The organism is Actinoplanes sp. HUAS TT8, assembly GCF_051380535.1.
Lineage (GTDB): Bacteria > Actinomycetota > Actinomycetes > Mycobacteriales > Micromonosporaceae > Actinoplanes.
Genome location: NZ_CP195646.1, coordinates 9,289,093 through 9,315,175 on the forward strand (window position 1 = coordinate 9,289,093; position 26,083 = coordinate 9,315,175).

The window sequence follows — 26,083 nt, forward strand, 5'->3', positions numbered from 1 at the left end:
CGTTTGCCTCCTTGTTGTTCATCACGGCCGGTCCGAGTGCGGACGCGGAGTTTCTGGGGGTGCCGTCCCCGTCGGCGGTGTTCCGCCTGCGGGAGCGGGGCTTGTGGTGCCGGGCAGGCCGGCACGGTTACGGAAGGCCGGGGTGCGGCCGGACCGCTCGTTGGTGATCAGCTCTTCCAGCCAGCGGACCTCGCGCTCGCACGCGTCCAGGCCGTGCCGCTGCAGCTCAAGGGTGTAGGCGTCGAGACGGTCGGCCGCGCGGGCGAGAATCTCGCGCAGCCCCTCCCGACGCTCCTCGACCCGCCGGCGGCGGCCTTCCAGGATCCGCAGCCGGGTTGCCGTGTCCGTGCGGGAGAAGAACGCCATGTGCACGCCGAACCCGGCGTCGTCATACGTCTCCGGGCCCGTGGCGGCGATCAACTCGGCGAAACGTTCCTTGCCTTCCGCCGTGATCTTGTAGACAACCCGTCCCCGTTTGCTGGTCATCGGGGGAACAATTTCGTTGTTGTTCGCTTCGGCTTCGCTGATCCAGCCGGCCAGCTTCAACCGCTTCAGAGTCGGGTACAAGGTCCCGTAACTGATCGCGGCGCGGAGCGTGCCGAGCTTGGTGGCCAGCTCCTTGCGGAGCTCGTAACCGTGCATCGGCGCTTCCTGCAGAAGCCCGAGGATCGCCAACTCCAGCACCTCGACCCTCCTCCAGCAGTGTGCCCCGATGTATCGGCCCGATACATCGCAACCGTAGATCGGGATGCCCGGACACGCAACTCGGGCATCCTGCGCGGTCGCCACGCCACGCTCCGTGATGACGGTCGCCGTGTGAGCGGTGACCGCGTACTCTCTTCGCCATGCGCACGCAGCGACAGGTGGTGGACTACTCCCTCCAGAGGCGAGCAGTCCTGCGTGACGTGCGTAACGGCCGGATAAGCGCCCTTGAGGTGTGCGACGCGTCGCCGTACTTGAAAAACGCGGCAACCTTCCATGGCGAGCCGACCGACGAGCGGTGTCCGATCTGCCGCCGGGACAACCTGACACTCGTGCACTACGTCTATGGAGACGAGCTCAAGCAGTCGGCCGGCCAGGCTCACAAGGCTGCCGAGTTGCCGGTCCTCGCCATGACGCTCCGTGAATGTCAGGTCTTCGTGGTCGAGGTGTGCCGCTCCTGCTCCTGGAACCATCTGATCGAGCGCTATGTGCTCGGCCGGGACGCGCTCGGTGAGGACGAGCCCCCGATGCAGTGGAAAACAGGTTCGGATTCACACGTCCGGGAGGGCCGACGGTGAACCGGATCGATGTCGTTAACGTGGACACGTTTAAGACCGGATCGGGCACTCAGCGCCGGAGTCGGTTATTTCAGACGTCCGATGAGAACGCCCGCTCGTGGCACGGTTACCGGGATCCGGTCCCGGACAGCCCGGCCGCGCCCCCGCGAACGGTAGGTGTGAGGGAATGAATCCGTACGGTGAACCGCAGAACGGACGAGCCCGGGCCCAAGTGCCCGGGTCGTTCGCTGCTTCCGGTCCGGACGATGACGACCGTCCCGCCCCTGACGCCTATCGGCGGCCATCGGGTTCGGCGTCGGTCGGCTCGGCCAGCCCGGGTCGTGCCTCGGTGGGCGGCTCCGCCGCCGTCGGTGGCCGCGCCTCGGTCGGCGCGGCCGGTCCGGGTCGTGCCTCGGTCGGCGCGGCTCCGGTCGGTGGGCGGGCCTCGGTCGGCTCGGCGTCCGTGGGCGCCGCCTCGGTCGGTGGCCGTGCCTCGGTCGGTTCGGCCGGGATCGGCGGTCGTGCCTCGGTGCCACCCGTGGGTCCTCCCGGTGGCGGTGGCGGCGGTGGTGGCACCGGCGGTGGTGGCGGCGGGGGCAAGCGCCCGCGCAGCAAGGCCGACAAGAAATACCGTCGGGCCAACATCCTCACCGCGGCGGCGGCCGTGCTGGTCATCCTGGTCGGCGCCGGCATCGTCGGCGGCACCTACTTCTTCGACGACGTCGAGCTGCCCACGCCCCAGGCCGAGGCGCAGCTGAACACCATCACCGACGCCAAGGGCAACATCCTCGACAAGGAGGGTGAGCCCCGGATCAACGTGCCGTACCAGAAGATCTCGTTGACCATGTCGCACGCGGTGGCGGCGGCCGAGGACAAGAACTTCTACACGCACAACGGCATCGACATGAAGGGCATCGCCCGCGCCGCGTGGAACAACTTCACCGGCGGCGACAAGCAGGGCGCGTCCACGATCACCCAGCAGTACGCACGGCACGTGGCCGAGCTCAAGGAGATCAGCTACAGCCGTAAGCTCCGCGAGGCGGTGATCGCCCGCAAGCTCGAGTCGAAGTACGACAAAGACCAGATCATGGGTCTTTACCTGAACTACATCGACCTCGGTTCGGGCCGCTACGGTGCCGAGGCCGCGGCCGAGGGCTACTACAGCGCCAGCGTCGTCCAGGGTGGCAACGGGAAGAAGTACCCGGAGATCAACCCGTACCAGGCCGCGGCGATCGCCTCGATCATCAAGCAGCCGTACGGGAACTCCTCGCACCCCGGTTACGACCCGTCGTCCAGCGCCGAGGCCGCCAAGGCCAACCAGGAGCGCTGGGAATACACCATGAAGAACATGTACGACATGGGGTGGATCTCCAAGGAGGTCTACGACGCCCGGAAGTGGCCCGCGCCGATCAAGAAGAGCAAGTCCGCGTCGGCGTCCTCATGGGACGAGAAGCCGGTCGGCATGATCAGCCGTCACGTGACGTACGAGCTGCACCAGCTCAACATCACCGACGACCAGATCAAGAAGGGTGGTCTTCAGATCACCACGACGATCGACCCGGACGTGCAGGCGGCGGCCGAAGCGGCGGGCTCGGCCAAGAGCAAGACCTCACCGCTGAACGGGCGGCCCAAGACCTACCAGTCCGCGGTGATCGGCATCGATCCCAATACCGGTGAGGTGCTCGGCTATTACGCCGGTGATGATCCGCAAGGCACCGACTACGCCGGCTACATGTCCGGTGACGGCAGCGGCGTGCAGGAGCAGGGCGGCCAGTCCCCGGCCTCGTCGTTCAAGATCTACACGCTCTCGGCGGCGCTGAAGGCCAACTACTCGTTCAACACGCTGTGGGACGGTACGCAGAAGCGGCGTAACGGATCGACGATCAGCAACGCCGGTGCGGACCCGGGCAACACCTGTACCGGTGGCGGCCACAGCATCACGAGCTGTGACCTCGAACAGGCCACGATCAAGTCGTACAACTTCCCGTTCTACTTCATCGCCGAGCAGGTCGGGCAGGACAAGGTCATTGCCGCCGCCCGGGCGGCCGGTCTCAACTACATCTGGACCGACGGCTCCGAGGCGCACCCGAACGGTGAGCGCATCGATCTCAACAAGACCGACGCCTCCACCTGGAAGAACAAGTTCGACTACGAGATCGGCTTCGGTCAGTACCGGGTGCTTCCGCTGGACCACGCGACCGGCGTCGCGACGATCGTCGCGCAGGGCGTCCGGCACCAGACGCACTTCATCAAGTCGATCAAGGCGATCGATCCGGCCACCGGCAAGATGGCCAACCTGAAGACCATCACCAAGAACGGCACCAAGGTCTTCGAGCCGGACCAGATGTCGAACCTGTCGGCCGTGCTGGAGAAGATCCCCGACCACGCCAAGCACACCCTGGCCAACGGCCGCGAGGCTGTCGCCAAGTCCGGTTCGTGGGAGCTCAGCAACGCCGAGAGCAGCAAGAACGGTGACGCCTGGTTCGTCGGCGGCATCCCGCAGCTCGCGGCCACGGTCTGGGTCGGTGGCAAGGGGAACCGTGTCGCGCTGACCGAGTCCAGCGGCAAGAAGATGTTCGGCTCCAACACCCCGGCCGAGATCTGGAAAGATTTCCTCGACGCCGTGGCGAAGAAGAAGGACTGGGACAAGGAGAAGTTCCCGCAGCGGATCGAGGGCGGCGACGACTCGCTCGGCAACGGCAAGGCCCTGCCGGTCCAGCCGCCGCCCCAGCAGGAGGACAACAGCGCCATCTGCAACGGCACGCTGGCGATCCTCTGCCCCGACCAGAACAACCCCGGAAACACCGGCAATACGGGTAACACCGGAAATACCGGCAACACCGGGAACGGCAACAACAACAACAACGGCGGCAACAACAACGGCGGTGGCACCAACAACACCGGCGGTTGATGTTCGCCCTGCTCACGACGGCGCCCACCTCGACGAGGTGGGCGCCGTCTTTTTCTACCGGTTTCCATCGGTGTGCCGCGTCCGGGCGGCGTCCGATCTCTGAGGTTCATGCGGCATGATGCCAAGACATGAGCACGCAACCGTCCACCGACCGGCCCGACGTCCCGAGTGCCACCTCGGACGGTTTCGTGCGGGGCCTGTCGCAGTTCATCGGCGGGCCGCTCGGCTCGCACGCGACCCGCCCGGACGCCCGGCCCAACCGGTTCTGGACCGCCCCGCGTTTCGTGCTGGCGCTCACCTGCCTGATCCTGGCGCTGTCCTGGGTGCAGAAGTCACCCTGTATGGACGGCGACTGGCAGAAGAACGTGCAGTACACGCGCTTCTGCTACACCGACGTTCTGGCGCTCTACTACGCCGAGGGGCTCAACGACGGCCAGGTGCCGTACGTCGACCACCAGGTGGAGTACCCGGTCGTCACCGGCTACTTCATGGGCGCGCTCGGCCTGCCCGTCCACTGGTACGGGACGACGCAGAACACGAGCATCAACCAGGGCACCTGGTTCTACAACATCAACGCGCTGATCCTGTCGCTGCTCGCGGTCGCCACCGCGGCGGTGATCCTGGCCCTGCGCCGACGACGACCCTGGGACGCGGCGATCTTCGCGCTCTCGCCGATCCTGCTGGTCACCGCCACCGTCAACTGGGACTTCCTGGCCATCGGCTTCGCTGCGATCGGCCTCTACCTGTGGGTGCGCCGCCAGCCGGCCTGGGCCGGAATCTTCCTCGGGCTCGGCGCCGCGGCCAAACTGTGGCCGCTGTTCATCCTCGGCCCACTACTCGTCCTCGCCCTGCGATCCGGCCGGGCCCGGCCGTTCGTCAGCGCGGCACTGGGCACGGTGATCACCTGGGCGGTGGTCAACTTCCCGGTCTGGTTCTGGTACCACGAAGCCTGGCTGCGGTTCTTCCGGCTCAACTCGACGCGGCCGGTGGACTGGGGGACCCTCTGGTATGTCGGGCGGTACCTGGACAGCAAGTGGAAGAGCGGATCGACCGGCGATCAAGGGCCGTTCCAATGGCTCGCCGATCACATTCCGACACTCAACGCGCTGACCTACGCGCTGTTCGGCCTCGCCTGCGTGTTCCTGGTCGGGCTTGGGCTGCTCGCGCCCAAGCCGCCGCGGCTCGCACAGATGGCATTCCTGGTGGTGGCGTTCTTCCTGATCTTCAGCAAGGTCTGGTCGCAGCAGTATGTGCTGTGGCTGCTCCCGCTGATCGTGCTGGCCCGGCCCAAGTGGGGGGCGGTCATCGCGTGGACGGTGGCCGAGATCGGATACTTCACCGCGTTCTACGCCGAGCTGATCGGCGCCGGGGGCAAATCGGTCATCCCTGAGGGGACGTTCGTGCTCGCCTCCAGCCTGCGGCTGATCACGGTGGCGGTGCTGTGCGGGCTCGTGATCCGGGAGATCTGGCGGCCGGAACTCGACGTGGTGCGGCAGTCCTACGACGATCTGGACCCGGATGCCGGGGAACTGGGCGGGCCGGACGCCGGGTGGGTGCAGCGGTTGCGGTGGTCGCTCGGGTATGGGCGGCCGGCTTCGGGGGAGATCTCGCTGCCGTTGCCGCCTGAGCCGCCTGTCGTCATCAAGGTTTAGGCGTTTTCGGATAAAGGGGCACACCTTGCGGTGTGCCCCTTTTCTGCGTTTTGCTGCCGGGTCGCTGTTGGTCCGGCTTCAGACCATTTTCCCGTACGGCGGTGAGCCCGCCCTGCCCCACGTCTTGCCCACGCCTCGCACGCCCACGCCTCGCGCCCACGGCCCGCCGCGCCCGACACCCCGCAGGCCCTTGCCCGCGGCCCGCCGTGTCCTCACGCCCCGCGCCGTGCGTGCTCCACTCCGCGTCCGCACGCCACGCGCTGGGCGGCTGCGGGCCCGTGCGTGGCCCTGCGGCTGTCGTGCGGTGCGTTCGTCGGGCGGTGTGTGCCGTTCTCAGTTCAGGCGGAACACGACGGCGTCAGGAAGGTCCTCACGGCGGATGCCGAGCGTGTCCACCGGCAGGTCACCGGCCTGCTCCCAGACCGTGCCGGCGACCTCGGAACGGATCAGGACGACCGTGCCCACGCCGATCGAGCGCAGGTACGAGATGCTCGCCAGGTCCGGGAACGACTGCACCTGCTGACGCATCTCGTTCTGCTTGACGGTGGCGACCTGGCCGCCACCGTTCGCCACCTGCTGGTACCGCGACGTGGTCCACAGTTGCACGGTCTGATCCTTGAGCGCATCGGTCGGCAGGACCAGCATCGGCCCACCCACGGAACGTAGGGCGTCCGGCTGCGCCGGCGTCACCGGGTGAGCCGTGGCGCTCCAGCCCTCCAGGAGGACCAGGAGCAGCGGCAGGAGCGTGGCCAGCCGCAGCAGAGGACCCGGCCGGGCCGGCATCCGCTGGGCCGCCAGCTGCTCGGCCCGGCGCACGAACTCGTCGACCGCGCCGGCGGCCAGGATCGCCAGGATCAGGGTCACCCAAACCATCAGGCGGCCCGGAACGATCTGATCGAACGACGCCGGCAGATGCCCGAAGAGCGGCCGGTACGTCCAACGGCCGTCGAAGAACGTGGTGCCCAGCGTGAGAATCACCGCGACGGCCAGCCCGACGATCAGGAACAGGCGCTGCCGCCAGCGCCAGATCGAGAAAAGCAGACCGGCCAGCGCCAGCGCGTAGACCATGAACCCCGGCAGCAGCGACATCTCGGCCGCCCAGTTCAGGGACGACCGGGCGGTGACGTGCGCCGCGCCCCAGATCCGCGACTCGGCCGGCCCGATCAGCAGGCTGCGCAGCGGCGGCGAGAACCAGTCGATCTGCTGGCTGCGGGTCGCGGAGTCCGGCACCCGCAGGTACGGGATGGCCAGCACCGCGCCGACGCCGGCGAAGATCAGGACGCCCAGGTAGTCGGCGAGCAGCAGACGCCAGCCGAGCACCACTGTCGCCGCGTTCTGCCGCCGCGGGCGCTTCGGTTTGCGCTCCGGCCGGCCCTTGGGACGTTTCTTGCCGCCCGGGCCGGTCTTGCCTGCTACGTCCGTACCCTCAGGCGTTTTTTCTTGGTTTTTGTCCGGCTGCTTCTCGGCAGGCTCGCCCTTGTCCTGCTCGCGCTTGCCCGAGCCGGCCTTGTCCTGCTCGGCCTTCTTGGGCTCGGTCTTGTCATCCGGGTCGGTCTTGGCCGGCTCAGCCTGGCCGGGCTCGTCCTTCTTCTGCTCGGGCTCGGCCTTCACGATCCGGTCGGTCTTGTTCTGGACCTGCTCGGCCTTGGCGACCTCGTGCTTGCTCTGCTCCGGCCGGCCGGCCTCGGACTTGTCCGCCTCGGGTTTGCTCGGCGCAGGTTTGGTCTGCTCCGGCTTCTCGATCTCAGGCTTGCTGGCCTCGGGCTTGTCGGCCTTAGGTTTGACGGTCTCGGGCCTACTGGCCTCGGGCTTGGCCGGGTCGGGCTTGTCGGATTCGGGAGTCTTCGGCTCGTCCTTGCTGGCGTCCTTTTTGTCCGGAGCGCCCGCGGTCGACTCTTTGCCCTGATCAACTGCGGTCTGATCTTTGCCCTGCTCGGCCGCGTCCGGCTTCTTGGTTTCCGTGGCCGGCTGCTTTTCGGCCGATGCCGCGCGCTGAGCGGCCCGGAGACGCCTCGCCCGCAGCTGCAGCCGCAACCAGCGGATCGGCACCACGACCAGCAGCACGAGCACGATCAGACCCAGCAGGTACGCGAACGGGACGCCGAGCGAGAAGCCCAGACTCAGCTGCCAGGTCGCCACCAGCCAGCCCAGCGCGGCCCAGCCCGAATTGCGCCGGTCGGGCCGGAACCCGTACCGAATGGACCAGCCGTGACCGCGAGCCAGCAGCGCCAGCGCCAGGGGGATCGCCCCGGCCGACACGATGTCGAGGTGACCCTCCTGGGCGAGGCGCCAGGGTGCGTACGCGAAAGCGGCCGCGGCCACCGCGGCGCCGGTCGGTCGTGCGCCGAGCTGCCGGACCAGCACGTACGCACCGAACACGAGCAGCGCGTGGGCCAGCACGAACAGGATGTTGTAGCGCAGCACGGCCGCTTCCGGCCCGGTGCCGAGCAGGCCGGCGGGCGCGTAACCGAGCAGGCTGTCCCCGTACGCAAGACTGTCGGTGGTCGGGAAATAGGCGTTGGCCTGCCACAGTTTGACTGGGTTCGTCTGAAGCACGTGACCGAGCCAGGAGATCTGCCACGCCTGCCGGGACGGATCCCCGAGATCCTGCGGCAGGGTGTGCAGCGGGTATCGCAGCGTCGGCCAGGTCAGCCCGGCACCGAGGATCAGCGACAGGTAGATCGCGACCGAATACTCATGGATGAATCCGCGCCCGATCGCCCGGAACCCGCGCCGGATCCGCCCCGGCGGCTTCTCGGCGGCGGAATCCGCGAAGGCGGCCCAAGGGTCCTGCGGCACTCCGGGCGGCCGAGTATCCGGCAGCTCTTTCCGCCGCGGTTTCCCCGAAGTCCCCTGTGGATCTTCCGCCGCGCCCTTCTCGCCCTTGCCGGATTCCGTGCCCGGCACGCCCGCCGCGCCCGCCACGCCTGACGTGCCCGCCGAGGTGGCTGAGCCCCTCGCAGAGCCGGCCGCGGGATTGTCGGCGCCCTTCTCGGCCGAGTCCGCGACGGCTCCGTCCTTCACCGCCGCCTGATCCTTGGTCGTTTCCGAAGCGCTGAGCACCGTCGCAGGCTTGCCCGCCGTCAAGGACGACGCCTTACCAGCGCCTGTCCTCCCCGTCTCACCCTCGCCAACTTTGATCTCGCCCGCAGGCGCAGTCGCCGACCCCGCAGTCGCCGACCCCGCAGTCGCCGAGCCGCCCGCAGACGCCGAGCCGCCCGCACCCGGGTCAGCCGGCAAAGCTCCAGCCGCAGAACCAGCCGACCCCGAATCCCCCGGCACCGAGCTGATCGGCTCGACCGGACCGGCATGCCGGCCACCCTCCCGAGACCCGAAGATCCCGAAGAGTCGCCTCTTCCTCGGCCCACCCCGCTCCGGCGCCGCGGCGCCATCACCGGCCGACCTGGTCGAGAGCGGTTGCGGCTGCTCGGTCATGACTCTCCCCGGACCAGTACGTCAGGCGCCCGACCGCTCGCGCAGCAGGGCGATGTCGGCACGCTGCCCTTCCACCCCGCCCGGAGTCTCCACAACGGCCGGTGCCCCGGAGGCACGGATGGCGGCGACCACCAACTCGGGGTCGATCTTTCCATTCCCCAAATTGTCGTGCCGGTCCTGGCCCGAGTCGAACCCACCCTTCGAGTCATTAGCGTGAATAAGGTCGATTCGTCCGGTAATCGCCTTGACGCGATCGACCACGCCGACCAGATCCTCCCCGCCGGCGAAGGCATGGCACGTGTCCAGGCAGAACCCGGCCCCGAAGCTGCCGACCGCGTCCCACAGCCGGGCCAGGTTGTCGAAGCGCCGGGCGCACGCGTTGTCGCCGCCGGCCGTGTTCTCGATCAGGATCGGGAGGGGGAAGCCGCCGTCCTTCTCTGCGTACTCGAACGCCTTCTTCCAGTTCGTGAAGCCGGCGTCGAGGTCACCGCCCTCGACGTGCCCGCCGTGCACGATCAGGCCTTTCGCGCCGATCGCGGCGGCCGCGACGGCGTGTGTCATCAGCAGCTTGCGGCTCGGGATGCGGATCCGATTGTTCGTCGACGCGAGATTCAACCGGTACGGCGCGTGGATGAAGACGTCCACGTCGGACGCTCGCAGCCGTTCCGCGTCGTCGCGCGGCTCCGGATTCTTGAAGCTCTGCGGGTCGGTGAGGAAGAACTGCACCGCCTCGGCACCGCGGGCGGCGGCCTCGGCCAGCGGGTCGGCGGGATCGACATGGGCTCCGATGCGCATGGGACGAGCCTACGACGCCCGTCCGACACTTTCCGGCGAGCGTCACCGGCCTCCGATCCGCGTCGTTAGCCCCATCGATCACGTTTGACCGATTGCCGGTCCCGGCCGGTGGCGAACTGGGGAGATGTTCATGTCGCGGCAGTTCCGATACCGGATGGCGGCGCTGGTGGCCAGCGGCCTGATCTTCGGCGTGCCGCTGCTCACCAACGGCACGGCCAGCGCCGATCAGCTGGAGCCGGGTGATCGCCGGGTGACTTTCGACGGCGGTGTTCTCGGCCTCTCCTGCGGTTCCCGGCCGAACGTGGAGAAATTGTCGGTGCCGGCCGAGAGCACCCTGCACCTCGTCAACCGCACCGGCCATGACGCCCGCCTGGAGCTGGCCGGCAAGCCCAGGGGGGTCATCCCGGAGGACGGCACGGCCGAGGTCCTGTTCCGCCGCGGTACCACGCCGGTGGTTCTCACGCCGGATTGCTCGGGCTCCGACGATCCGCTTCCGATGCTGGTCACGGCCGTTCCGTCGACCCCGTCGACGTTTGCCGACCCGTCTCCGGACGATGCCGACGCGACGACCCTGCCGTCGATCGTCGCGGGCGGCTCCGGACCGTCGGCCTCCGGTTCCGCGCTGCCGGCCTCCGGTTCGTCCCGATTCCGGACGGCCCATCCGGGCCAGAGCTCTGGGCATCACCGTTCCCCGGACGACCGCGCCGCCCGGGCCGGCGCTTCGGGCGATGCCGCCGCCGAGACACACAAGGACAAGGTCAAAGACCGGGTTTCCCGTACGGCGGAAGCCCGCGACCCGGCGTTCGCCGGAATGCCCCCGGGCGGCCGTAGGACCACGCTGCTCCCGGCCGATAGCCAGTCCACGGGCGTGGCCGCCGCCGACACCGTCCCGCTGTCCTCCGCGTCCGCCGATTCGGCCGCGTTCCCGCAGGTGGACGACGTGACGACCGCGCCCGCGGCCGAGCCGGTGGCGGCGATCGAGCCGATGCGCACCGGCCGCCCGATCGGGCTTCTGGGTCTGACCGCGATGGTCTGCGCGCTCGGCGTGCTGACTGCGGCTATTCGGGCAATCGTGTCGCAACGTGCATCCCGGGCAAATCTGGCGTAAGGTAATCGTTGTAAGGCTCCGCGGGGCGACCGCGTCCACCTCATCGGTGTGGTCGTTCCTCCCCAGGTCCCACCCAACGAACCGGACCGGACGCCCCGCGGCTCTGCAGGAACGAGACCCCGTCCACACGGACGGGGTCTTCGTTTTGGGACAGAGCGCCTCACCTGGGTATGCTGGCTCGGTTCGCAGACTGTTCGCCGTGGGCGTTCCTTCTCCCACGGCTTTCTTCTGCGTGCGGCACAAGACCTCCTGCCACGGAAATGCCGTGGCCGTATAGCCCACAGGAGGTGAATGTCTTGCGTCATTACGAACTGATGGTGATCCTCGACCCTTCGCTCGAGGAGCGCACCGTCGCCCCGTCGCTCGACCAGTACCTGAACGTGATCAGGACCGCGGGTGGCTCGGTGGAGAAGCTCGACGTCTGGGGCCGTCGCCGGCTCTCGTTCGAGATCAACAAGAAGGCTGAAGGCATCTACGCGGTCATCGACCTGCAGGCGACGCCCGAGGCCGTGGTCGAGCTGGACCGTCAGCTCAAGCTCAACGAGTCCATTCTGCGGACCAAGGTCATCCGTCCCGAGACCCGCTGAGGCGTTTTTGTCAGAGGGTCCTGAGACCCTTTGCATCAACGACTTGAGCGGCGAGGAGAAGTTTCATGGCTGGAGAAACCGTAATCACGGTTGTTGGCAACCTGACCAACGACCCTGAGCTGCGCTTCACCCAATCGGGGGCGGCGGTCTGTTCATTCCGCATCGCTTCCACCCCGCGGACCCTTGACCGGCAGTCGGGCGAATGGAAAGACGGCGAGCCACTCTTCCTGGCGTGCAGCATCTGGCGTGACGCCGCTGAGCACGTGTCCGAGTCGCTGCAGCGTGGCGCTCGGGTCATCGTGCAGGGCCGGCTGCGTCAGAGGACGTACGACACCAAAGAGGGAGAGAAGCGCACCGTTTACGAGCTCGAGGTCGACGAGATCGGCCCGTCTCTGCGCTACGCCACGGCGAAGGTTCAGAAGGCGAGTCGTTCCGGCGGCGGTGGTGGCTTCGGTGCCTCCGGTGGAGGTGGTGGCGGCAACCGTCAGCAGTTCAACGGCGGTGGCGGTAACAGCGGTGGCGGCAACAGCGGTGGTGGTGGTCGCAGCAACGACTACGACGACCCGTGGGCCACGGCTGCTCCGGCTTCCAGCAACCGCTCCGGCGGTGGCGGCAACTCCTCGTTCGACGACGAGCCTCCCTTCTGAGCCCTCGGGCTCACTCTGCCGACGGCGCGCCTTCGGCAAGGATCACAACAGGAGTAAGAGCAATGGCTAAGGCTGCGGCGCTTCGCAAGCCGAAGAAGAAGGTGAACCCGCTCGACAAGGACGGGATCACCTACATCGACTACAAGGACACCGCGCTCCTGCGGAAGTTCATCTCCGACCGGGGCAAGATCCGTGCCCGTCGTGTCACCGGGGTGACCTCTCAGCAGCAGCGGCAGATCGCCCGCGCGGTCAAGAACGCCCGCGAGATGGCGCTCCTGCCGTACACGGCGACGGCGCGCTGAGGAGGGTCACCCAGATGAAGATCATCCTCACGCAGGAAGTTTCGGGTCTCGGGACCCCCGGCGACATCGTCGAGGTGAAGAACGGCTACGGCCGTAACTACCTGCTTCCGCAGGGCTTCGCCATCCAGTGGACCAAGGGCGCCGAGAAGCAGGTCGTCGTGATCAAGCGGGCCCGTGAGGCCCGCGAGATCCGTGACCTGGGCCAGGCGACCGAGGTCAAGGAGCAGCTGTCCGGCCTGAAGGTCACGCTGAGCGCGCGCACCGGCAACGGTGGCCGCCTGTTCGGCTCGATCACCCCGGCCGAGATCGTCGACGCGGTCAAGGCCGCCGGCGGCCCCTCGCTGGACCGTCGTCGTCTCGAGCTGCCGGGTCACATCAAGACCACGGGCGCGTACAACGTCCAGGTCAAGCTGCACCCCGAGGTGACCGCCACGTTCCCGGTGAACGTGGTCGCCGCCAAGTAACACCCCGTTCCACCACGCAACGGCATGCCGGGTTCCGACCTGGCATGCCGTTCGTGCTTCCCGGCCCGCCACGGGCGGGGCAGCTCGGGGGGCGTGGCAAGGCCGGCGGTGGCCCTGGAACGGGACCGGCGTCAATCCGCTCACCGCCGTACCAAATCGGGTTTTTCGGTTTTGGGATCGTGGTCGGGATGCCGCTGCGCGCCCGGCGCGACCGTGGTCAGGGCAGCTGGAGGAAGCGCTCGATGCGGCGCAGGTCCCGGCTGCGGAGGCCACGGGTGGCGTTCGGGCTGATCAGCAGGGCGCGGCCGTCGGCCGCCCAGGGCTCGCAGACCTCGGAGTGCAGGTCGATCTCCACGTCGTCGGTCCAGATCAGGCGCCGGCCGGAGGCGATCACCCGGCGGGCCGCGGCGAGCTTCGCCTCGGACGCGGCGGCGCCGGTGACCCGCTCGTGGAAGGCCCGGGGCAGCTCGGGAAGGTCGAACGCCCGCTCCAGGCCGGCTGCGTCACTGCACCACGTGCTGCACCAGGTCACGTCGGCCCGCCCGCCGACGTGGATGCGGCGGATCGCCTCCACCAGCCGGGGCTCGTAGCGGATCCGGTAGTCGTAGGCATCGCCGGCCGAGTAGACCTGCACGACCCGGGGCGCGCCGTACCAGCCGGCGCGGTACGCGTTCACCACGCCGTCCACGTCGAGCAGCCACACCGGCACTCCCGAAGTCACCGTCATCCCTCCCCACCGAATCCGCGGACGCGGTGGTCGATTATCTCGCGCGCCGCCGTCGCCCTCATCGCCTCGAATGCCGGCCGGCCCGTTGTCGGTGACCGACCCCGCCCGGTTTCAAACCGGCGACATCGGCGTCTACCTCCGGCCGTCGGCTGCGGGCCGAAGCGGTCGCCGGGCGGACGTCAGCTGAGGCTGTTGCCAGTGATCGCCGAGCTCAGGACCGTGGCCAGGCCACCGCCGACGACCGCGGCGGCCAGGCCGACACTCGCGGACTTCCAGGCGGTGGTGGCGAAGCGCAGCCCGAAGGCGACCACGATGCTCAACCCCAGCGAGATCCCGAACTCCGGCGCCGCGTTGGCCAGCGTCTGCAGGGCGTGGGCGCGCTGGCCGCCGTTCAGCAGGAGGATGCCGATCACGAACAGGACGACCGGTACGCCGTACCAGACGACGGTGTATCCGACCGCGGCGAGCGGGCTGTTGGACTTCTCTTCCTCTTCCTCGTCGTCCGGGTCGAGCAGGTCGTTCTGCCGGCCGGAGAGCACACCGCTGCTGACCGGGCGCCGCTCGTAGGACCCGGTGTTCTCGAAGAGGGCGCCGCTCACATCGCGCCGCGGCGGCCACGACGTGTCCTCCCCGGGCGCCGCGGCCGGGGTGGAGATCAGCGAGGTGGCGCTCAGAGCCAGGTTCGACCCGCCGTCGACCGCGGCCGAGCCGCTCGACTGGAAACGCGGGAAGTCCGAGGTGCTGAACCGCTGCGGCTCACCGTCGGCCGGCGCGGTCTCGCGGGCGAGTTCGCGCCGCCAGTCGTCGGCCGCGGGCGCCGCATCCGTGGTGGCCCGGTAGCCGGTGGCCCCGGACACCTGGGCCGCGCCGGAGACCGGGGCGGCCCCCGAGACCGGGGCTGCACCCATGTCGGTGCGCCAGTCGGCGCCGGCGGTCGCGCGGTAGCCGGCCGCGCCCGAGGTGGGCGCGGTGGGGGTGCCGCCGTTGAGTTCGGTCCGCCAGTCCCCTTCGGGAGCCGCGGCGGGCCGATATCCGGCCGCGCCGGAGACGGGTGCGCTGCCGGTGGCCACGCCGGCCCGGTAGCCGGCCGCGCCCGAGACTGGCGCCGCGCCGGACGCGGTGCCGTTCAGCTCGGCCCGCCAATCCCCGGCCGCAGGCACCGCGGTGGTGACCGCCGTAGCGGTCATCCCGTTGACGTCCGCGCCGTTGAGCCCGACTCCGTTCAAGCCGGTGCCGTTCGGGCCGGCGGCGCCGTTGAGCTCGGCTCGCCACTCCCCGCCGGAAGCCGCCGCGGCCCGATAACCGGAGACCGGAGCCGCGCTGGTGGCAGTCCCGCCGCCACCGTTCAGGTCGGCGCGCCAGTCCCCACCCGGAGCCGCGCTCGCCCGATACCCGGCCGCGCCGGAGACCGGAGCGGCACCGCCGCCACCGTTGAGCTCGGCCCGCCAGTCGCCGCTGGGACCGTCTGCACCGGCTCGGAAACCGCCGTCGACCGGGGGGCCGCCGCGATAGTCGGGGCCGTCCGGGGCCGCGGCCCGCCGGTAGCCGCCGCTGCCCTGCTCACCGCCGCCGTTCCAGCCGCCGGTGGCCGCGCCGTTTCCGTCGTTCCAGGAAGTGCCGTTTACCGATTCGGGGGCGCGTCGGTCACCCGGGCCACGGGGCGCGCCGCCCCCACCCCCGAAAGGGGGTTCATCACGGTCATCCCGTCGGCGCGGATTTCCGTACCGATCGGTCTCCTCGTCGAAGGCTGGTGGTTGCTGATCGTCCCAGGAGGTCGGGCCGCTGGGTAGTTCACGCTGCGCGCCGTACGCCGGCTTGCGCGGATCGCCGTAGCCGTCGTCCCGCCGCTGCGGTGCGGCCGGCAGCTCACGCATGCCGTAGGACGGATTGCCGGGCGGCAGCTCGCGAGCACCGTTCACCCGGCGCGAGTCGGACCAGGACGGCTCGTCATACCCGCCCTGGCGGGGCCCGCGCTGCGGCTCAGGAGCACCGTAAGCGTCCGAAGCCCCGTAGCCACCCTGCCGGGGGTCCGGAGCACCGTAACCGCCCTGACGCGGCTCAGGAGCGTCGTAACGACCACGATCCGGCTCGGGACCGCCGTAACCGTTCGCCCGCTGGCCGCGATCCGACCAGTTACCCGGCTCGGGAGCGCCGTAGCCGTTGGCCCGCGGCTCGGACTCCTCCGGCCGACGGCCGGGCGGGAGTTCGCGCTGGGCAGCGCCGTAACCCGGCTCGGACCAGTCGGAGCGTCCGGCCGGAAGCTCACGGGGCCGCGGCGGCATCGGGCCCTGACGCCAGCCCTCCGCCGCGTACTCGTCGTCGCGACGGGCCTGACGGCCCGGCCAGGCCTCGGGTTCCGGCTCCGGCGCACGTCGCCGGCCGCCGCTTTCATTCCCGTACGCCTCGGGGGCGCTGCGTTGGGCCGGATACGGACCCGACTCGTACTGATCGGCGCGGAAGCGGCCGGAAGCTGAAGGGTCGGGCTGGTCGGCACCGTTCCACGGCGTGCCGCCGGGCATCGCGCTGCGCGGGGTCGCCGGGCCGGGCATGGCCGCCCCGGTGTTCGACCAACCGCCGCTGCCCGACGACGGCATCGGACCGCCCGGCGCCGGCATGGCACTGCGCGGAGCAGGCGACGGCATGGCGCTACGCGGCGCGGGCATGGCACTCCGCTGCCGGGCGCCGGGACCGTCGGGCATGCCGCCGGCCGGCAACGGGCCGCCGGGCATGCCGCCGACCGGGCCGCTGGGCTCGTCGTCACGACGACCGCGACGACCGCCGCCACCCCAGCCGGCCGGGCCGGAGGGCTGCTCGGCCGGAGCGGGGCCGCCCTCCTCCTCGCGCATCTGCTCGCGGCGGGCCGCCTCGGCCCGCCAGGCCAGCACGCGCGGGTCCTCGTCGGCCCGGCTCCACTGGCCGGTGTCCGGGTCGCGGGTCCAGTTGCTCGTGTCGTCGGCCTCGGCGTCCCAGGACGAGGTGTCCTCGCGCCAGTTCGTCGGGTTCGCGTTGTAGCGCTTCGGCCCGCGGCCACGGCGACCGTCGGGCCGCTGACGCTCCGGCAGGGCGCCGTCGGGCCGCTGACGCTCCGGCAGGGCGCCGTCGGGCCGCTGCCGGTCCGCGGGTCCGCCGTCGGCGCGCTGCCGGTCCATCGGACCGTTGTCGGGACGCTGGCGTTCCGGCGGGCCGTTGTCGCCGCGCCGGCGCTCGGGCAGGCCACCGGAGGCGGCGCCGTTCTCGATCGGGCCGCCCGGAGCCTGCGGGGGACTGTCGGGCGCGGCCCGGCGCGCGGACGGGGGGCGAACACCGTACTGAATAGGGGTCTGGCCGTTGCGGTCGCCGTAGGCGCCGCTGGGTTCGTCGGCGTAGCCGCGACGGGGAGGCTCGCCGCCGTCGTAGTCACGACGGAGGGAACGACTGCCCCAGGAAGGCGCGGGCGGACCGGGATCGGGCGCGGGCGAACCCGGCGCCAGGATGTTGCCGGTATCGGCGTGACCGGCCCAGTTGTCCGTGTCGTGGGTGCCGGACCAGCCGGTGCCGCCGGAAGGCTGCACATCCGGCTCGGGCGCTCGGCGGCGGCCACGACGGGTCGACCACTCGTCGTCGGCGCGGCGCCAGGCGGCGCGGTCGTCCTCCCGGACGAAGTGGCGGCCGTCGTCGCGCGGGCCACCCTGCCAGCCCGGGCCGTCGGAACGGTCCCAGCCGCCGACGTCGGTCGTGTTCTCCCCCGGGGTGCGGCGCCCGGTGTCCCAGGACGACGACGGGGCGGCGCTCTCGGACGACCACGAACCGCCGGCCGACGCGGACGACGACCAGGAATCGGCCGGTCGCTGCGACGGCGGCTGCTGCTGCCAGGACGGGGTGGGTGAGGACGGCTGCTGCCACGACGGCGTCTGGCTCGGCGGCGGCGGTTGCTGCTGCCACGAGGGGGTCTGGCCGGACTGCTGCCAGGACGGGGTCGGCGCGGACGGCTGCTGCCAGGACGGCGTGCTGGAGCTGCTCCAGGTCTGCTCGACCGGGGTGGTCGCGGCCCGGCCGGGCGGATCCGCGTCGCGCTGCCAGGACGGTGTATCCGACCAGCTGGAGGAGATGTCGCGGGTGCTCTGGCCGGACTCCAGCGCGGGAGTGGGCCAGGCGGTGCCGGAGATGGTCGGGCGATCCGGCGTACCACCCGGACGGTCGACCGAGGTCTCGGCCTCGTTGTCCGACTGCCAGGCCTCGGTGGTCGAGCGCCAGACGTGCGAGCCGGTGGACGAGCGCCACTCGGTGGTCTGCCGCCAGCGCGCGCCGGTGGCCCGCCACTCCGAGGTCTGCGTGCGCCAGCCGGCGCCGTCGGCCGGGAAGGTCGGACGGCCGGTCGCGGCGACGTCGGACCAGCGGTTGGCCGGCTCGATGGCCTGACCGCCGCCACCCGAGTAGGGCTCGACCTCACTCTGCTGCGCCCACGCGTCGGCCCGGCGCTGCCAGGTGAGTGCTTCGGGGCTCGGCGTCATGCTGCCGGTATCGGTCAGCGCCGACCACCGGGTGCCGGATTCGTCGATCTCCGGTTCGGGAACGGGCCAAGCCTCCGCAGCGCGCCGATCGCGCGACATGCGGGCGCCATAGTCCCACTCCCGTTGGTCCACCTGAAAAGGGTGACGTGCCGGAGACGGAACCGCAACGCCTCACAGCGACGGCTTGCTCACCCGACCCGGTATTTTCGCAGATCTATCAGCTTTTCTGCCTTCCACAGGAAGCGGCCGGAAAAGTGCAGCTGAGGCTCTTTCCCCAAGAGTTGTCCACATGGTGTGCACAGGACTGCCCACAGTCTGAGGGGGTCTGTCCACAGCTTGTCCCAAGACTCGTCCACCGAAGCAGTTGGGCTGGTGATGGCCGGGTTCGTAGAGTGGGCCATCCCTCTGATCGACTGGTTCTGCTGAAGTCTCGACAGGTTCGGCCGAACGGATCGTGTGAGGGTAGTTCGATCGTGATGGCGGCATGATCATTTAGGGGGTATGTCCCGGTGTCGATCACCGACGACGCACGGCCGGATCCGCGTCCCCCATCTCAGCCGTCCGGGGGACCCCAGGGCGGCAATTTCTCCCGCTCCGAGTCCTCCGGCGGGGGCCACTTCGACAAGGCACCCCCGCAGGACGTGGCGGCCGAGCAGGGCGTGCTGGGCGGCATGCTGCTGTCCAAGGACGCGATTGCCGACGTGGTCGAGATCCTCAAGACCAACGACTTCTACCGGCCGGTCCACGCCACGGTCTACGACGTCATCCTCGATCTGTACGGGCGGGGCGAGCCGGCCGACGCCCTGACCGTGGCCGCCGCGCTGGCCGACAGTGGCGACCTGCAGCGCGTCGGCGGTGTGCCCTACCTGCACACGCTCATCGAGAGCGTCCCGACCGCGGCCAACGCTTCCTACTACGCGCGGATCGTGTCGGAACGGGCGATCCTGCGCCGTCTGGTCGAGGCCGGCACCAAGATCACGCAGTTGGGTTATGGGACGGGCGGCAACGGCGGCCGGGACGTCGACGACATCGTCGACCTGGCCCAGCAGGCCATCTACGACGTCACCGAGAAGCGGGTCAGCGAGGACTTCGCCGCCCTCGGCGACATGCTGCAGCCCACGCTCGACGAGATCGAGGCGGTCGGCGCGGCCGGCGGCGTGATGTCCGGCGTCCCGACCGGCTTCGCCGACCTGGACCGGCTGCTCAACGGCCTGCACCCGGGCCAGCTGATCATCGTGGCCGGTCGACCCGGTCTCGGAAAGTCGACCGCGAGCATGGACTTCGCCCGCAACGCGGCGATCCGGCACGGCTGCGCCAGCGCCATCTTCTCCCTGGAAATGAGCAAGATCGAGATGGTGATGCGGCTGCTCTCGGCCGAGGCGCGGGTTCCGCTGCACACCCTCCGGTCCGGCCAGCTCTCCGACGACGACTGGACCAAGCTGGCCCGGCGCATGGGCGAGATCAGCGAGGCGCCGATCTTCGTCGACGACACGCCGAACATGAACCTCATGGAGATCCGGGCCAAGGCGCGCCGCCTCAAACAGCGGCACAACCTGAAGATGCTGGTCATCGACTATCTCCAGCTGATGTCCTCGCCGAAGAAGACGGAGAGCCGCCAGCAGGAGGTCTCCGAGCTGTCCCGTGGCCTGAAGCTGCTGGCCAAGGAGATCGAGTGTCCGGTGATCGGCGTGAGCCAGCTGAACCGTGGCCCCGAGCAGCGCACCGACAAGCGCCCTCAGCTGTCCGACCTGCGTGAGTCCGGCTCCATCGAGCAGGACGCCGACGTCGTGATCCTGCTTCACCGCGACGACTACTACGACAAGGAGTCCCCGCGGGCCGGCGAGGCCGACTTCATCGTGGCCAAGCACCGTAACGGCCCGACCGACACCATCACGGTGGCGGCCCAGCTCCACCTGTCCCGCTTCGTCGACATGGCGATCTGACGAAGCTTCCGCAGCGGGCGGGGGAGACCCTCGCCCGCTGACGAGCCGGCGCCGGCGAGATCGTCGTTCCCGGCCCCCGCGGGAGCGACGATCCGAACCGACTGCCCACATGCGACACGATGCGGGTCCAGCGGCATGCTTTTGAGCTGGTCAGGCCGCTTCGGGTCGGACGTGGGCGGGAAGCTCGTGGTGACTCGGCCCGGCCGGCTGGTGCTGGGCGGGGTCGGTGACCTCGTCCGGCTGGCGGTGGGTGGTGACCAGCTGCTCGACCTGGCGGTGCGTGCCGGCGGTCGCGTGCTGGACCGTCTCGACGATCACCCGGGCCAGGGTGTCGACGTTCCACTCGCGGCACGCCTGCGGGTCGAGACGCAGATCGATGAGGTCGCCGTCCGAGTTCACGGTGGCGTGCACGGCGCCCTCCGGGGACGCGGCGCTCACCTGCATGGTGGCCAGGCTGCGCTGTAGCTCGTCCACTCCGGAGCGTAGTTCTTCGTACCGGCCGTAAACGTCCTCAAGATCGTTGCGCAGCGCCTGATTCGCCGCACGATCAGCAGTTTCAGTCACGGTTCTTCCTCCGTTCGCCGCGACAGGGGGCGACGTGACAATACCCAAGATCCGCGACGTTGCGTATTCCATCGACTTCGTAACGCGAACGAAAAGAGAGAGCTATCGAAATAGCTCACTTTAAAGTGACGGGATGACTCCGAATTGTGGTCACGGAGCGTGATCAACGCCACTGTCGGGTGTCCGGCGATGGCTCGACGGAGATCAGTTGCTGCTGCTGGCGAGGCCGAAGAACGGGAAGTCGGCGAATCGCGGTCCGAGGTACGCATGGTCGCTCTCGGTCAGCGGCGTCCGGCCCGTGCACATCAGTAACGTCTCGCGGCCGTCCCAAACCGCGGGCAGACGCGTATCACCGAGTAGACCGGCAAATGTGGCGAGCGCCACGTCCATCGCCGAATCGGCTGGCTGTGGGGTCGCCGACCAGTTGCTGATGAGGTCCAAGTGGTGAATGGCCTCCTCGGTGATCAAGGTGGCGAGAAGATCCGGAAGTGCGAGGACGAGCCCCTGGGTGATCCGCCGAGGCTCAGTGTTCGGAGCGTGATCGCGACCGTCGCCCAGACCGTGCGCGTCTCGATCCGCGGCCTTCTGATCCACCGCTGCCCGATCCGGGGCCAGGGCCGCTGCTGCCCGAGCTGCGGCGCGGGCGGTAGTGGTCCGCAACCGGGCGACGCCGCTGGGACGGTCGAAGGTCGCAGCGCATCAGCGGCCCCAGCGGGCGTGAGCGGCCTCGGCCTCGCGGTCGAAGGAGCCGAAGAAGCCGAAGAAGCCGAAGGAGAGGGGTCGAGCGCGGCAAAAGCCGCAAGGCGCCGCCAACCCGCAGACGGCACACGGGGCCTGCCCCGATCGGCCGAAGCCAGCCGGGACAGACCCCGCGTTCAGTCAGCAAATGAACGAGCCGTCAAACAAACACCCGGCGGTCAGTCGAAGAGGTCGTGCAGGAACCCGCGACGACGGTAGTGCCCGTGGTGCCGATAGTGCCCGTGATGCCCGTAGTGCGGCACCGCCGGCGGGTAGTGCGGAGCCGGCGGCGGATAGTGCGCGGCCGGCGCGTGGTGCACGGGAGCCCCGTACGCGGGCGGCGGCGGGGGCGGCGGAACGTATCCGTGCCCACCGTGCGGGGCCGGCGGCGGCGGGGGCGGCGGCGTGTGTGAGCCCGGCCCCGGCGCCGACGGCGCTCGGTTGTAGTTGGCCTCGGCTGCGAACAGTTTTTCCAGCTCGCCACGGTCCAGGAAGATGCCGCGGCATTCGGTGCACTGGTCGATCGTGACGCCGCTGCGCTCGTAGACCCGCATCTCACCGTGGCACTTGGGACAGGTCATCTGCATCTAACCGACGGTACAAGGCCATGTCACGCCGTGGGGCGGAAGAACCTGTGCGTCTCCTGTGCAGCAGGGGAGAGAAGTGAAGCCCAGACCAGGAACGCCGCCGGATAGAGCAGGTACCCGAACCGTGTGGTCGGCATCAGCAGGATCGCCGCGAGCAGCCCCCACCCGCAGAACCAGGCCGCGGCACCGGCGTCGCGGGGTGGGCGGCGCAGCAGTAGCCACCCGATCACGAGCGCGGCCCCGCCCAGCAGCGCGGCGGCCAGGACGTGCCCGCCGGGCAGGTTCTGCGCGATGAGGTAGCCCGGGAACGGGGACTGTGCGGGACTGGTGACCAGGCCGTGCCCGAGCGGGAACCGCAGCACGTTCTCGATCAGCGAGTCGGCGTTCACCAGCAGCGGCGGGACCAGGGCGAGCACCGGCAGGCCGACCGCGAACGGCAGGAACCGGCGGCCCCGCCCGGTGACCACGGCCAGGACGGCGAGCACGGCGACGACCGGGAAGGCGAACAGTTTCGCGGCCGCGGCGACGCCCACGGCCACCCCGGACCAGCCGAACCGTCCGGTGGCGGCCAGGGCCAGGGCCAGCAGGCACAGCGCCAGCACCGGGATGTCGTCGCCGCCGGTGGCCAGCGTCAACGCGGTCACGGGGAGCACGGTGGCCGCCTGGATGGCCCGTACGGGAAAGGGGTGGGAAAAACGCAGGAGAGTGACCGCCGCGCCCACCGCGAGCACGGCGGTGATCGCGAACCAGATGCGGGCATCTGTCCACCAGTGATCACCGGCGACGGCCCGCGGAAGCCCGAAGATCGCCATGCCCGGCTGGTACGGCCGGTAGCCCATCAACCGCTCGTCGAGGGGGAGCGCGGCGATCTCGGTACGGCTCAGATACGGCGTCCCGTGCTCGACCAGCGACTTCCCCATCGCTTCGACGACCAGGACTTCCTCCTGGGCCCGGTCGGTACGCCCACCGGCGCGCTGCACGGCCTCCACGACCATCGGTACGAGCGCCACCGCGGCCCACGTCGCCCAGGCCAGCCATGCCCGGAAACGATCGGCGGCGGCACTGCGCACGAGGAGTTGGACGAGCACGACGAGAGTGGCCGCCAGGTAGCCCCACCAGGCGATCAAGCCCCAGCCCCGATGCGGCAGAAGCGTCGATGTCAGCCCGGTGACCAGCGCGAATGCCGCCGAGATCAGATACAGCCCGAGATCGACCGTAAGTCTGGTGGCGAGTTTGGTCACGCCGGCAAGTGTGGCAGAGAAGATCTCCCTGCTCCGGCGGCCCGGCGGACGGGCATGCGCACCACGGCCCCGGCGTCGTGCAGCGCCGAGGCCAGAACCCCGGGTCGCCCGCCCGAGCCGCGTTGCAATGTTCCGAGGAACCGCGCGGCCGACAGCGGCCGGGCGAACAGGTGGCCCTGCCCGGCCAGGCAGCCGAGTTCCCACAGCGCCCGGCGCTGCGGCTCGCTCTCGACGCCCTCGGCGACCACGGTCAGATGCAGGTTGCGGGCCAGGTCGACGGTGGTTCGGATGACCGCCGCGGCCTCGGCCGAGGTCTCCACCGCGGCCACGAACTCCTGGTCGATCTTGAGTTCGTGCACCGGGATCCGGGAGAGCACGGAGAGCGAGGACACCCCGGTCCCGAAGTCGTCCACCGCGAGCCGGACGCCGGCGTTGCGGAGCTCCGCGAGGGTCCGCTCGACCACGTCGATCTGGCTGAGCGTGAGCGTCTCGGCGAGCTCCAGAATCAGCTGTCCGGGTGACACGTCGTGGTGTTCGAGCCGGGCCAGCACGGCGGCCGGGAAGTTCGGGTCGAGCAGGCTGCGCGGTGACACGTTGACCGCGACCGGCAGGTCGAAGCCGGCCTCCCGCCAGGTCTGCATGGCGAGCAGCGACTGCTCCAGCACCGCGTCGGCGAACGCCGGCAGCTGCCCGGAACGCTCGACCGCCTCCAGGAACTGCGTCGGGTCGAGATCGCCCTGGTCCGGGTGCTTCCAGCGGGCCAGCGCCTCGGCCGAGATCACCTCGCCGCTGCCCAGGTCGACGATCGGCTGGAAGTCCACAGTGAATTCGTGCTCGTTGACCGCCCGGCGTAGCTCGCCGGTGAGCATCAGCCGCTCGACGTCCGCGGTGTCCCGCGCGTGGGCGTAGATCATTGTCGGCTCGCCGGCACGTTTCGCCTGGTACATGGCGATGTCTGCCCGTCGCATCAGCTCCTCGACACTGCCCGCGCCGGCCGCCAGCGCGATGCCGCCGGCCGCCTCGACGGTGATCCGCATGCCCTCGACCTCGATGCTCGGCTCCAGCGCGCCCAGCATCGTGGCCGCGCGATGGCCGGCCAGGGCCGGGGTCGGCAGGCCGGTGAGCAGCACCGCGAACTCGTCGCCGCCGAGCCGGGCGACCAGGTCACCGGGCTGGGCCGAGGCGTTCAACCGGTCGGCCACCTCGCGCAGGACGTCGTCGCCGGCGGCGTGGCCGAGCGTGTCGTTGACCTCCTTGAAGTGGTTCAGGTCGATGAGCAGCAGGGCGACCATGCCGTCGTGGCCGGTGTCGGTGAAGAGGCGACCGGCTCGTTCGTACAGCTGGCGGCGGTTGGGCAGCCCGGTGAGCGGATCGTGGGTGGCGGCGTGCGCGTTCTCGGCGGCGATGCGCTCCAGCTGCGCGTACGCCTGCGCGTTGCGGATCGCCGTGCAGACGGCCGACGCGAAAGTCCGCAGCTTGTACTGCTCGACCTCGGTCAGCCGGACCGTGCCGCCGAAGCGCAGCCGCAGCACCCCGACCCGCATGCCGCCGTCGTGCGCGACCAGGTCCACAGTGGTCTCGTCGGGCCGGGCCGGGCCGCCGGCGAGCGGGGTGTCGCTCAGCACGACCTTCCCGGTCGCCCGGACGCTCCGATCCGGGAGGTCGATCGCGGCCTCGGCCGCCGAGAAGATCTGGGCCGCGCGGGTCGTCGCCGAGTGCAGCACCCGGGTGAGGTCGACGGCGTTCAGCTCGTCGGTGGCCTTGGCCAGGCGTTGCCAGGACTCGCGCTCCTGCCTCGTCCGGGTGGTGCGCGACTGCCAGAGGTGCATGCAAGCCACAACGAGCGGGACGACCAGCAGGAGCAGCACGTTCGCGTCGGTGGCGAGAACCCAGAGGACGCCGAGGCAGACCAGGAACTGGCCGAGATGCCCGATGATCGTGCCGGTCCAGTTCTGCCGCGCGGCCTGACGGATGGTGGTGCCGGTGTCGGCGGCCACGATCGGCAGGAAGACCATCTGGTCGACCACGGCGAACGCGACCATCGCGGCGACCAGGGCCAGGACGGGCACGTAGGGGTCGGCCGGATCGGGCCGCACCCCGAGGGCCAGCAGGACGGCCGCCGCGGCGCTGACCGTCAGGCTCTCCTTGGCCATCGCGACGGCGATCTTCCGGAGGCCCGATCGGGTGGCGATCTTGAGCAGACCCTGGCCGGTGACCACGCAGAGCAGGACCCACAGGGGTGGCATGAGGGCCAGCCCGACCAGCACCGGGACCTCGCCCCAGGCGGTGCCGAGGAGGCTGGACCGGATCCGGACGGAGACCCGCCATCGCTGGGCGACGATCACCGTGGCAGTGAGCAGCGCCAGCATGAGCGCCGACGGCCGCGGCTGTGGATGGCGGGCGGCGTGGACCGCCCAGATCGTGGAGGCGCCGAGTCCCAACATGACGACGAGGCCGATGAGCAGCTTCAGCCGCCGATCGGACCCGTCGTCGATGGTGCCGGTCTCAGACATGATGTCCTCGTCGCCGAACGCAACTGAGCAGTAGCTCAGGGTTCCAGGCTATTCAAATGCGCCGTTTCGCGCATCCCTGTCTTTTTTCAGCTCCAGTCGGTGTTGCCGCGCATGGCACTT

Annotated in this window: 19 protein-coding genes; 9 read left to right on the forward strand and 10 right to left on the reverse strand. The window is 69.9% G+C overall.

All coding sequences use genetic code 11. The features are described 5' to 3' along the window. Positions 1 to 21: 21 nt before the first annotated feature. The gene (locus ACSHV8_RS41320; protein WP_436537164.1) at positions 22 to 684 is read right to left on the reverse strand and encodes a PadR family transcriptional regulator; all 663 of its coding nucleotides are present in this window, start codon (positions 682 to 684) and stop codon (positions 22 to 24) included. A gap of 161 nt (positions 685 to 845) precedes the next feature. On the opposite strand from ACSHV8_RS41320, the gene ACSHV8_RS41325 reads away from it, so the two are divergent. The 3 genes from ACSHV8_RS41325 to ACSHV8_RS41335 all read left to right on the forward strand — a co-directional run bounded on the left by ACSHV8_RS41325 (position 846) and on the right by ACSHV8_RS41335 (position 5,822). Next, on the forward strand, positions 846 to 1,280 hold the full coding sequence (locus ACSHV8_RS41325) for a DUF5318 domain-containing protein (protein ID WP_436525145.1): 435 nt from the start codon (positions 846 to 848) through the stop codon (positions 1,278 to 1,280). 328 nt (positions 1,281 to 1,608) lie between these two features. Beyond that, the gene (locus ACSHV8_RS41330; protein ID WP_436525147.1) at positions 1,609 to 4,170 is read left to right on the forward strand and encodes a transglycosylase domain-containing protein; all 2,562 of its coding nucleotides are present in this window, start codon (positions 1,609 to 1,611) and stop codon (positions 4,168 to 4,170) included. Between the two features lie 128 nt (positions 4,171 to 4,298). Continuing rightward, a complete protein-coding gene (locus tag ACSHV8_RS41335) occupies positions 4,299 to 5,822 on the forward strand; it encodes a glycosyltransferase family 87 protein (protein WP_436525149.1) in 1,524 nt (507 codons plus the stop codon). Positions 5,823 to 6,155: 333 nt separating this feature from the next. Here ACSHV8_RS41335 and ACSHV8_RS41340 read toward each other — a convergent pair whose 3' ends face one another. Both ACSHV8_RS41340 and ACSHV8_RS41345 read right to left on the reverse strand, forming a co-directional pair. Continuing rightward, on the reverse strand, positions 6,156 to 8,621 hold the full coding sequence (locus ACSHV8_RS41340) for a hypothetical protein (protein ID WP_436525151.1): 2,466 nt from the start codon (positions 8,619 to 8,621) through the stop codon (positions 6,156 to 6,158). A 657-nt stretch (positions 8,622 to 9,278) separates the two neighbouring features. Continuing rightward, positions 9,279 to 10,052, reverse strand: a complete 774-nt coding sequence (locus tag ACSHV8_RS41345) for a deoxyribonuclease IV (protein ID WP_436525153.1) — start codon at positions 10,050 to 10,052, stop codon at positions 9,279 to 9,281. A 130-nt stretch (positions 10,053 to 10,182) separates the two neighbouring features. Between ACSHV8_RS41345 and ACSHV8_RS41350 the strand changes: the two genes are divergently transcribed. The 5 genes from ACSHV8_RS41350 (at position 10,183) to rplI (ending at position 13,160) form a co-directional block, all read left to right on the forward strand. Further along, a complete protein-coding gene (locus tag ACSHV8_RS41350) occupies positions 10,183 to 11,160 on the forward strand; it encodes a hypothetical protein (RefSeq protein ID WP_436525155.1) in 978 nt (325 codons plus the stop codon). A 296-nt stretch (positions 11,161 to 11,456) separates the two neighbouring features. After that, on the forward strand, positions 11,457 to 11,747 hold the full coding sequence (gene rpsF, locus ACSHV8_RS41355; protein WP_203743675.1) for a 30S ribosomal protein S6: 291 nt from the start codon (positions 11,457 to 11,459) through the stop codon (positions 11,745 to 11,747). A gap of 65 nt (positions 11,748 to 11,812) precedes the next feature. Beyond that, positions 11,813 to 12,394 carry a single-stranded DNA-binding protein gene (locus ACSHV8_RS41360; RefSeq protein WP_436525157.1) on the forward strand — a complete coding sequence of 194 codons (582 nt, stop codon included), beginning with the start codon at positions 11,813 to 11,815 and terminating at the stop codon, positions 12,392 to 12,394. A 62-nt stretch (positions 12,395 to 12,456) separates the two neighbouring features. Further along, positions 12,457 to 12,696, forward strand: coding sequence for a 30S ribosomal protein S18 (gene rpsR, locus ACSHV8_RS41365; RefSeq protein ID WP_007073789.1), 240 nt, complete (start codon positions 12,457 to 12,459; stop codon positions 12,694 to 12,696). 14 nt (positions 12,697 to 12,710) lie between these two features. Then, the gene (gene rplI / locus ACSHV8_RS41370; protein WP_436525160.1) at positions 12,711 to 13,160 is read left to right on the forward strand and encodes a 50S ribosomal protein L9; all 450 of its coding nucleotides are present in this window, start codon (positions 12,711 to 12,713) and stop codon (positions 13,158 to 13,160) included. Between the two features lie 217 nt (positions 13,161 to 13,377). Here rplI and ACSHV8_RS41375 read toward each other — a convergent pair whose 3' ends face one another. Together ACSHV8_RS41375 and ACSHV8_RS41380 are read right to left on the reverse strand one after the other, a co-directional pair. Then, the gene (locus ACSHV8_RS41375; RefSeq protein WP_436525162.1) at positions 13,378 to 13,881 is read right to left on the reverse strand and encodes a hypothetical protein; all 504 of its coding nucleotides are present in this window, start codon (positions 13,879 to 13,881) and stop codon (positions 13,378 to 13,380) included. Positions 13,882 to 14,066: 185 nt separating this feature from the next. Further along, a complete protein-coding gene (locus ACSHV8_RS41380) occupies positions 14,067 to 18,476 on the reverse strand; it encodes a hypothetical protein (protein ID WP_436525164.1) in 4,410 nt (1,469 codons plus the stop codon). Between the two features lie 410 nt (positions 18,477 to 18,886). Between ACSHV8_RS41380 and dnaB the strand changes: the two genes are divergently transcribed. Next, on the forward strand, positions 18,887 to 20,320 hold the full coding sequence (dnaB, locus tag ACSHV8_RS41385) for a replicative DNA helicase (RefSeq protein ID WP_436525167.1): 1,434 nt from the start codon (positions 18,887 to 18,889) through the stop codon (positions 20,318 to 20,320). 150 nt (positions 20,321 to 20,470) lie between these two features. On the opposite strand, the gene ACSHV8_RS41390 is transcribed toward dnaB, so the two are convergent. The 5 genes from ACSHV8_RS41390 to ACSHV8_RS41410 form a co-directional block, all read right to left on the reverse strand. Beyond that, complete coding sequence (locus ACSHV8_RS41390) at positions 20,471 to 20,884, reverse strand: YbaB/EbfC family nucleoid-associated protein (RefSeq protein WP_436525169.1); 414 nt, start codon at positions 20,882 to 20,884, stop codon at positions 20,471 to 20,473. A gap of 204 nt (positions 20,885 to 21,088) precedes the next feature. Then, positions 21,089 to 21,478: a hypothetical protein gene (locus ACSHV8_RS41395; RefSeq protein WP_436525171.1), complete on the reverse strand. Its 390-nt coding sequence runs from the start codon at positions 21,476 to 21,478 to the stop codon at positions 21,089 to 21,091. A 323-nt stretch (positions 21,479 to 21,801) separates the two neighbouring features. After that, complete coding sequence (locus ACSHV8_RS41400) at positions 21,802 to 22,209, reverse strand: zf-TFIIB domain-containing protein (RefSeq protein ID WP_436525173.1); 408 nt, start codon at positions 22,207 to 22,209, stop codon at positions 21,802 to 21,804. A gap of 23 nt (positions 22,210 to 22,232) precedes the next feature. After that, a complete protein-coding gene (locus ACSHV8_RS41405; RefSeq protein ID WP_436525175.1) occupies positions 22,233 to 23,450 on the reverse strand; it encodes a glycosyltransferase 87 family protein in 1,218 nt (405 codons plus the stop codon). Beyond that, positions 23,447 to 25,963, reverse strand: coding sequence for a putative bifunctional diguanylate cyclase/phosphodiesterase (locus tag ACSHV8_RS41410; protein ID WP_436525177.1), 2,517 nt, complete (start codon positions 25,961 to 25,963; stop codon positions 23,447 to 23,449). Before ACSHV8_RS41410 ends, ACSHV8_RS41405 begins: the two co-directional genes overlap by 4 nt. Positions 25,964 to 26,083 lie beyond the last annotated feature (120 nt).

What these genes read in the sequence shown, in the direction of transcription:
- ACSHV8_RS41325 (WP_436525145.1), top strand. Translation starts at nt 846, where the DNA reads ATGCGCACGCAGCGACAGGTGGTGGACTACTCCCTCCAGAGGCGAGCA.
- ACSHV8_RS41335 (WP_436525149.1), top strand. Translation starts at nt 4,299, where the DNA reads ATGAGCACGCAACCGTCCACCGACCGGCCCGACGTCCCGAGTGCCACC.
- ACSHV8_RS41345 (WP_436525153.1), bottom strand. Translation starts at nt 10,052, where the DNA reads ATGCGCATCGGAGCCCATGTCGATCCCGCCGACCCGCTGGCCGAGGCC.
- ACSHV8_RS41350 (WP_436525155.1), top strand. Translation starts at nt 10,183, where the DNA reads ATGTCGCGGCAGTTCCGATACCGGATGGCGGCGCTGGTGGCCAGCGGC.
- ACSHV8_RS41360 (WP_436525157.1), top strand. Translation starts at nt 11,813, where the DNA reads ATGGCTGGAGAAACCGTAATCACGGTTGTTGGCAACCTGACCAACGAC.
- rpsR (WP_007073789.1), top strand. Translation starts at nt 12,457, where the DNA reads ATGGCTAAGGCTGCGGCGCTTCGCAAGCCGAAGAAGAAGGTGAACCCG.
- rplI (WP_436525160.1), top strand. Translation starts at nt 12,711, where the DNA reads ATGAAGATCATCCTCACGCAGGAAGTTTCGGGTCTCGGGACCCCCGGC.
- ACSHV8_RS41380 (WP_436525164.1), bottom strand. Translation starts at nt 18,476, where the DNA reads ATGTCGCGCGATCGGCGCGCTGCGGAGGCTTGGCCCGTTCCCGAACCG.
- ACSHV8_RS41400 (WP_436525173.1), bottom strand. Translation starts at nt 22,209, where the DNA reads ATGCAGATGACCTGTCCCAAGTGCCACGGTGAGATGCGGGTCTACGAG.
- ACSHV8_RS41410 (WP_436525177.1), bottom strand. Translation starts at nt 25,963, where the DNA reads ATGTCTGAGACCGGCACCATCGACGACGGGTCCGATCGGCGGCTGAAG.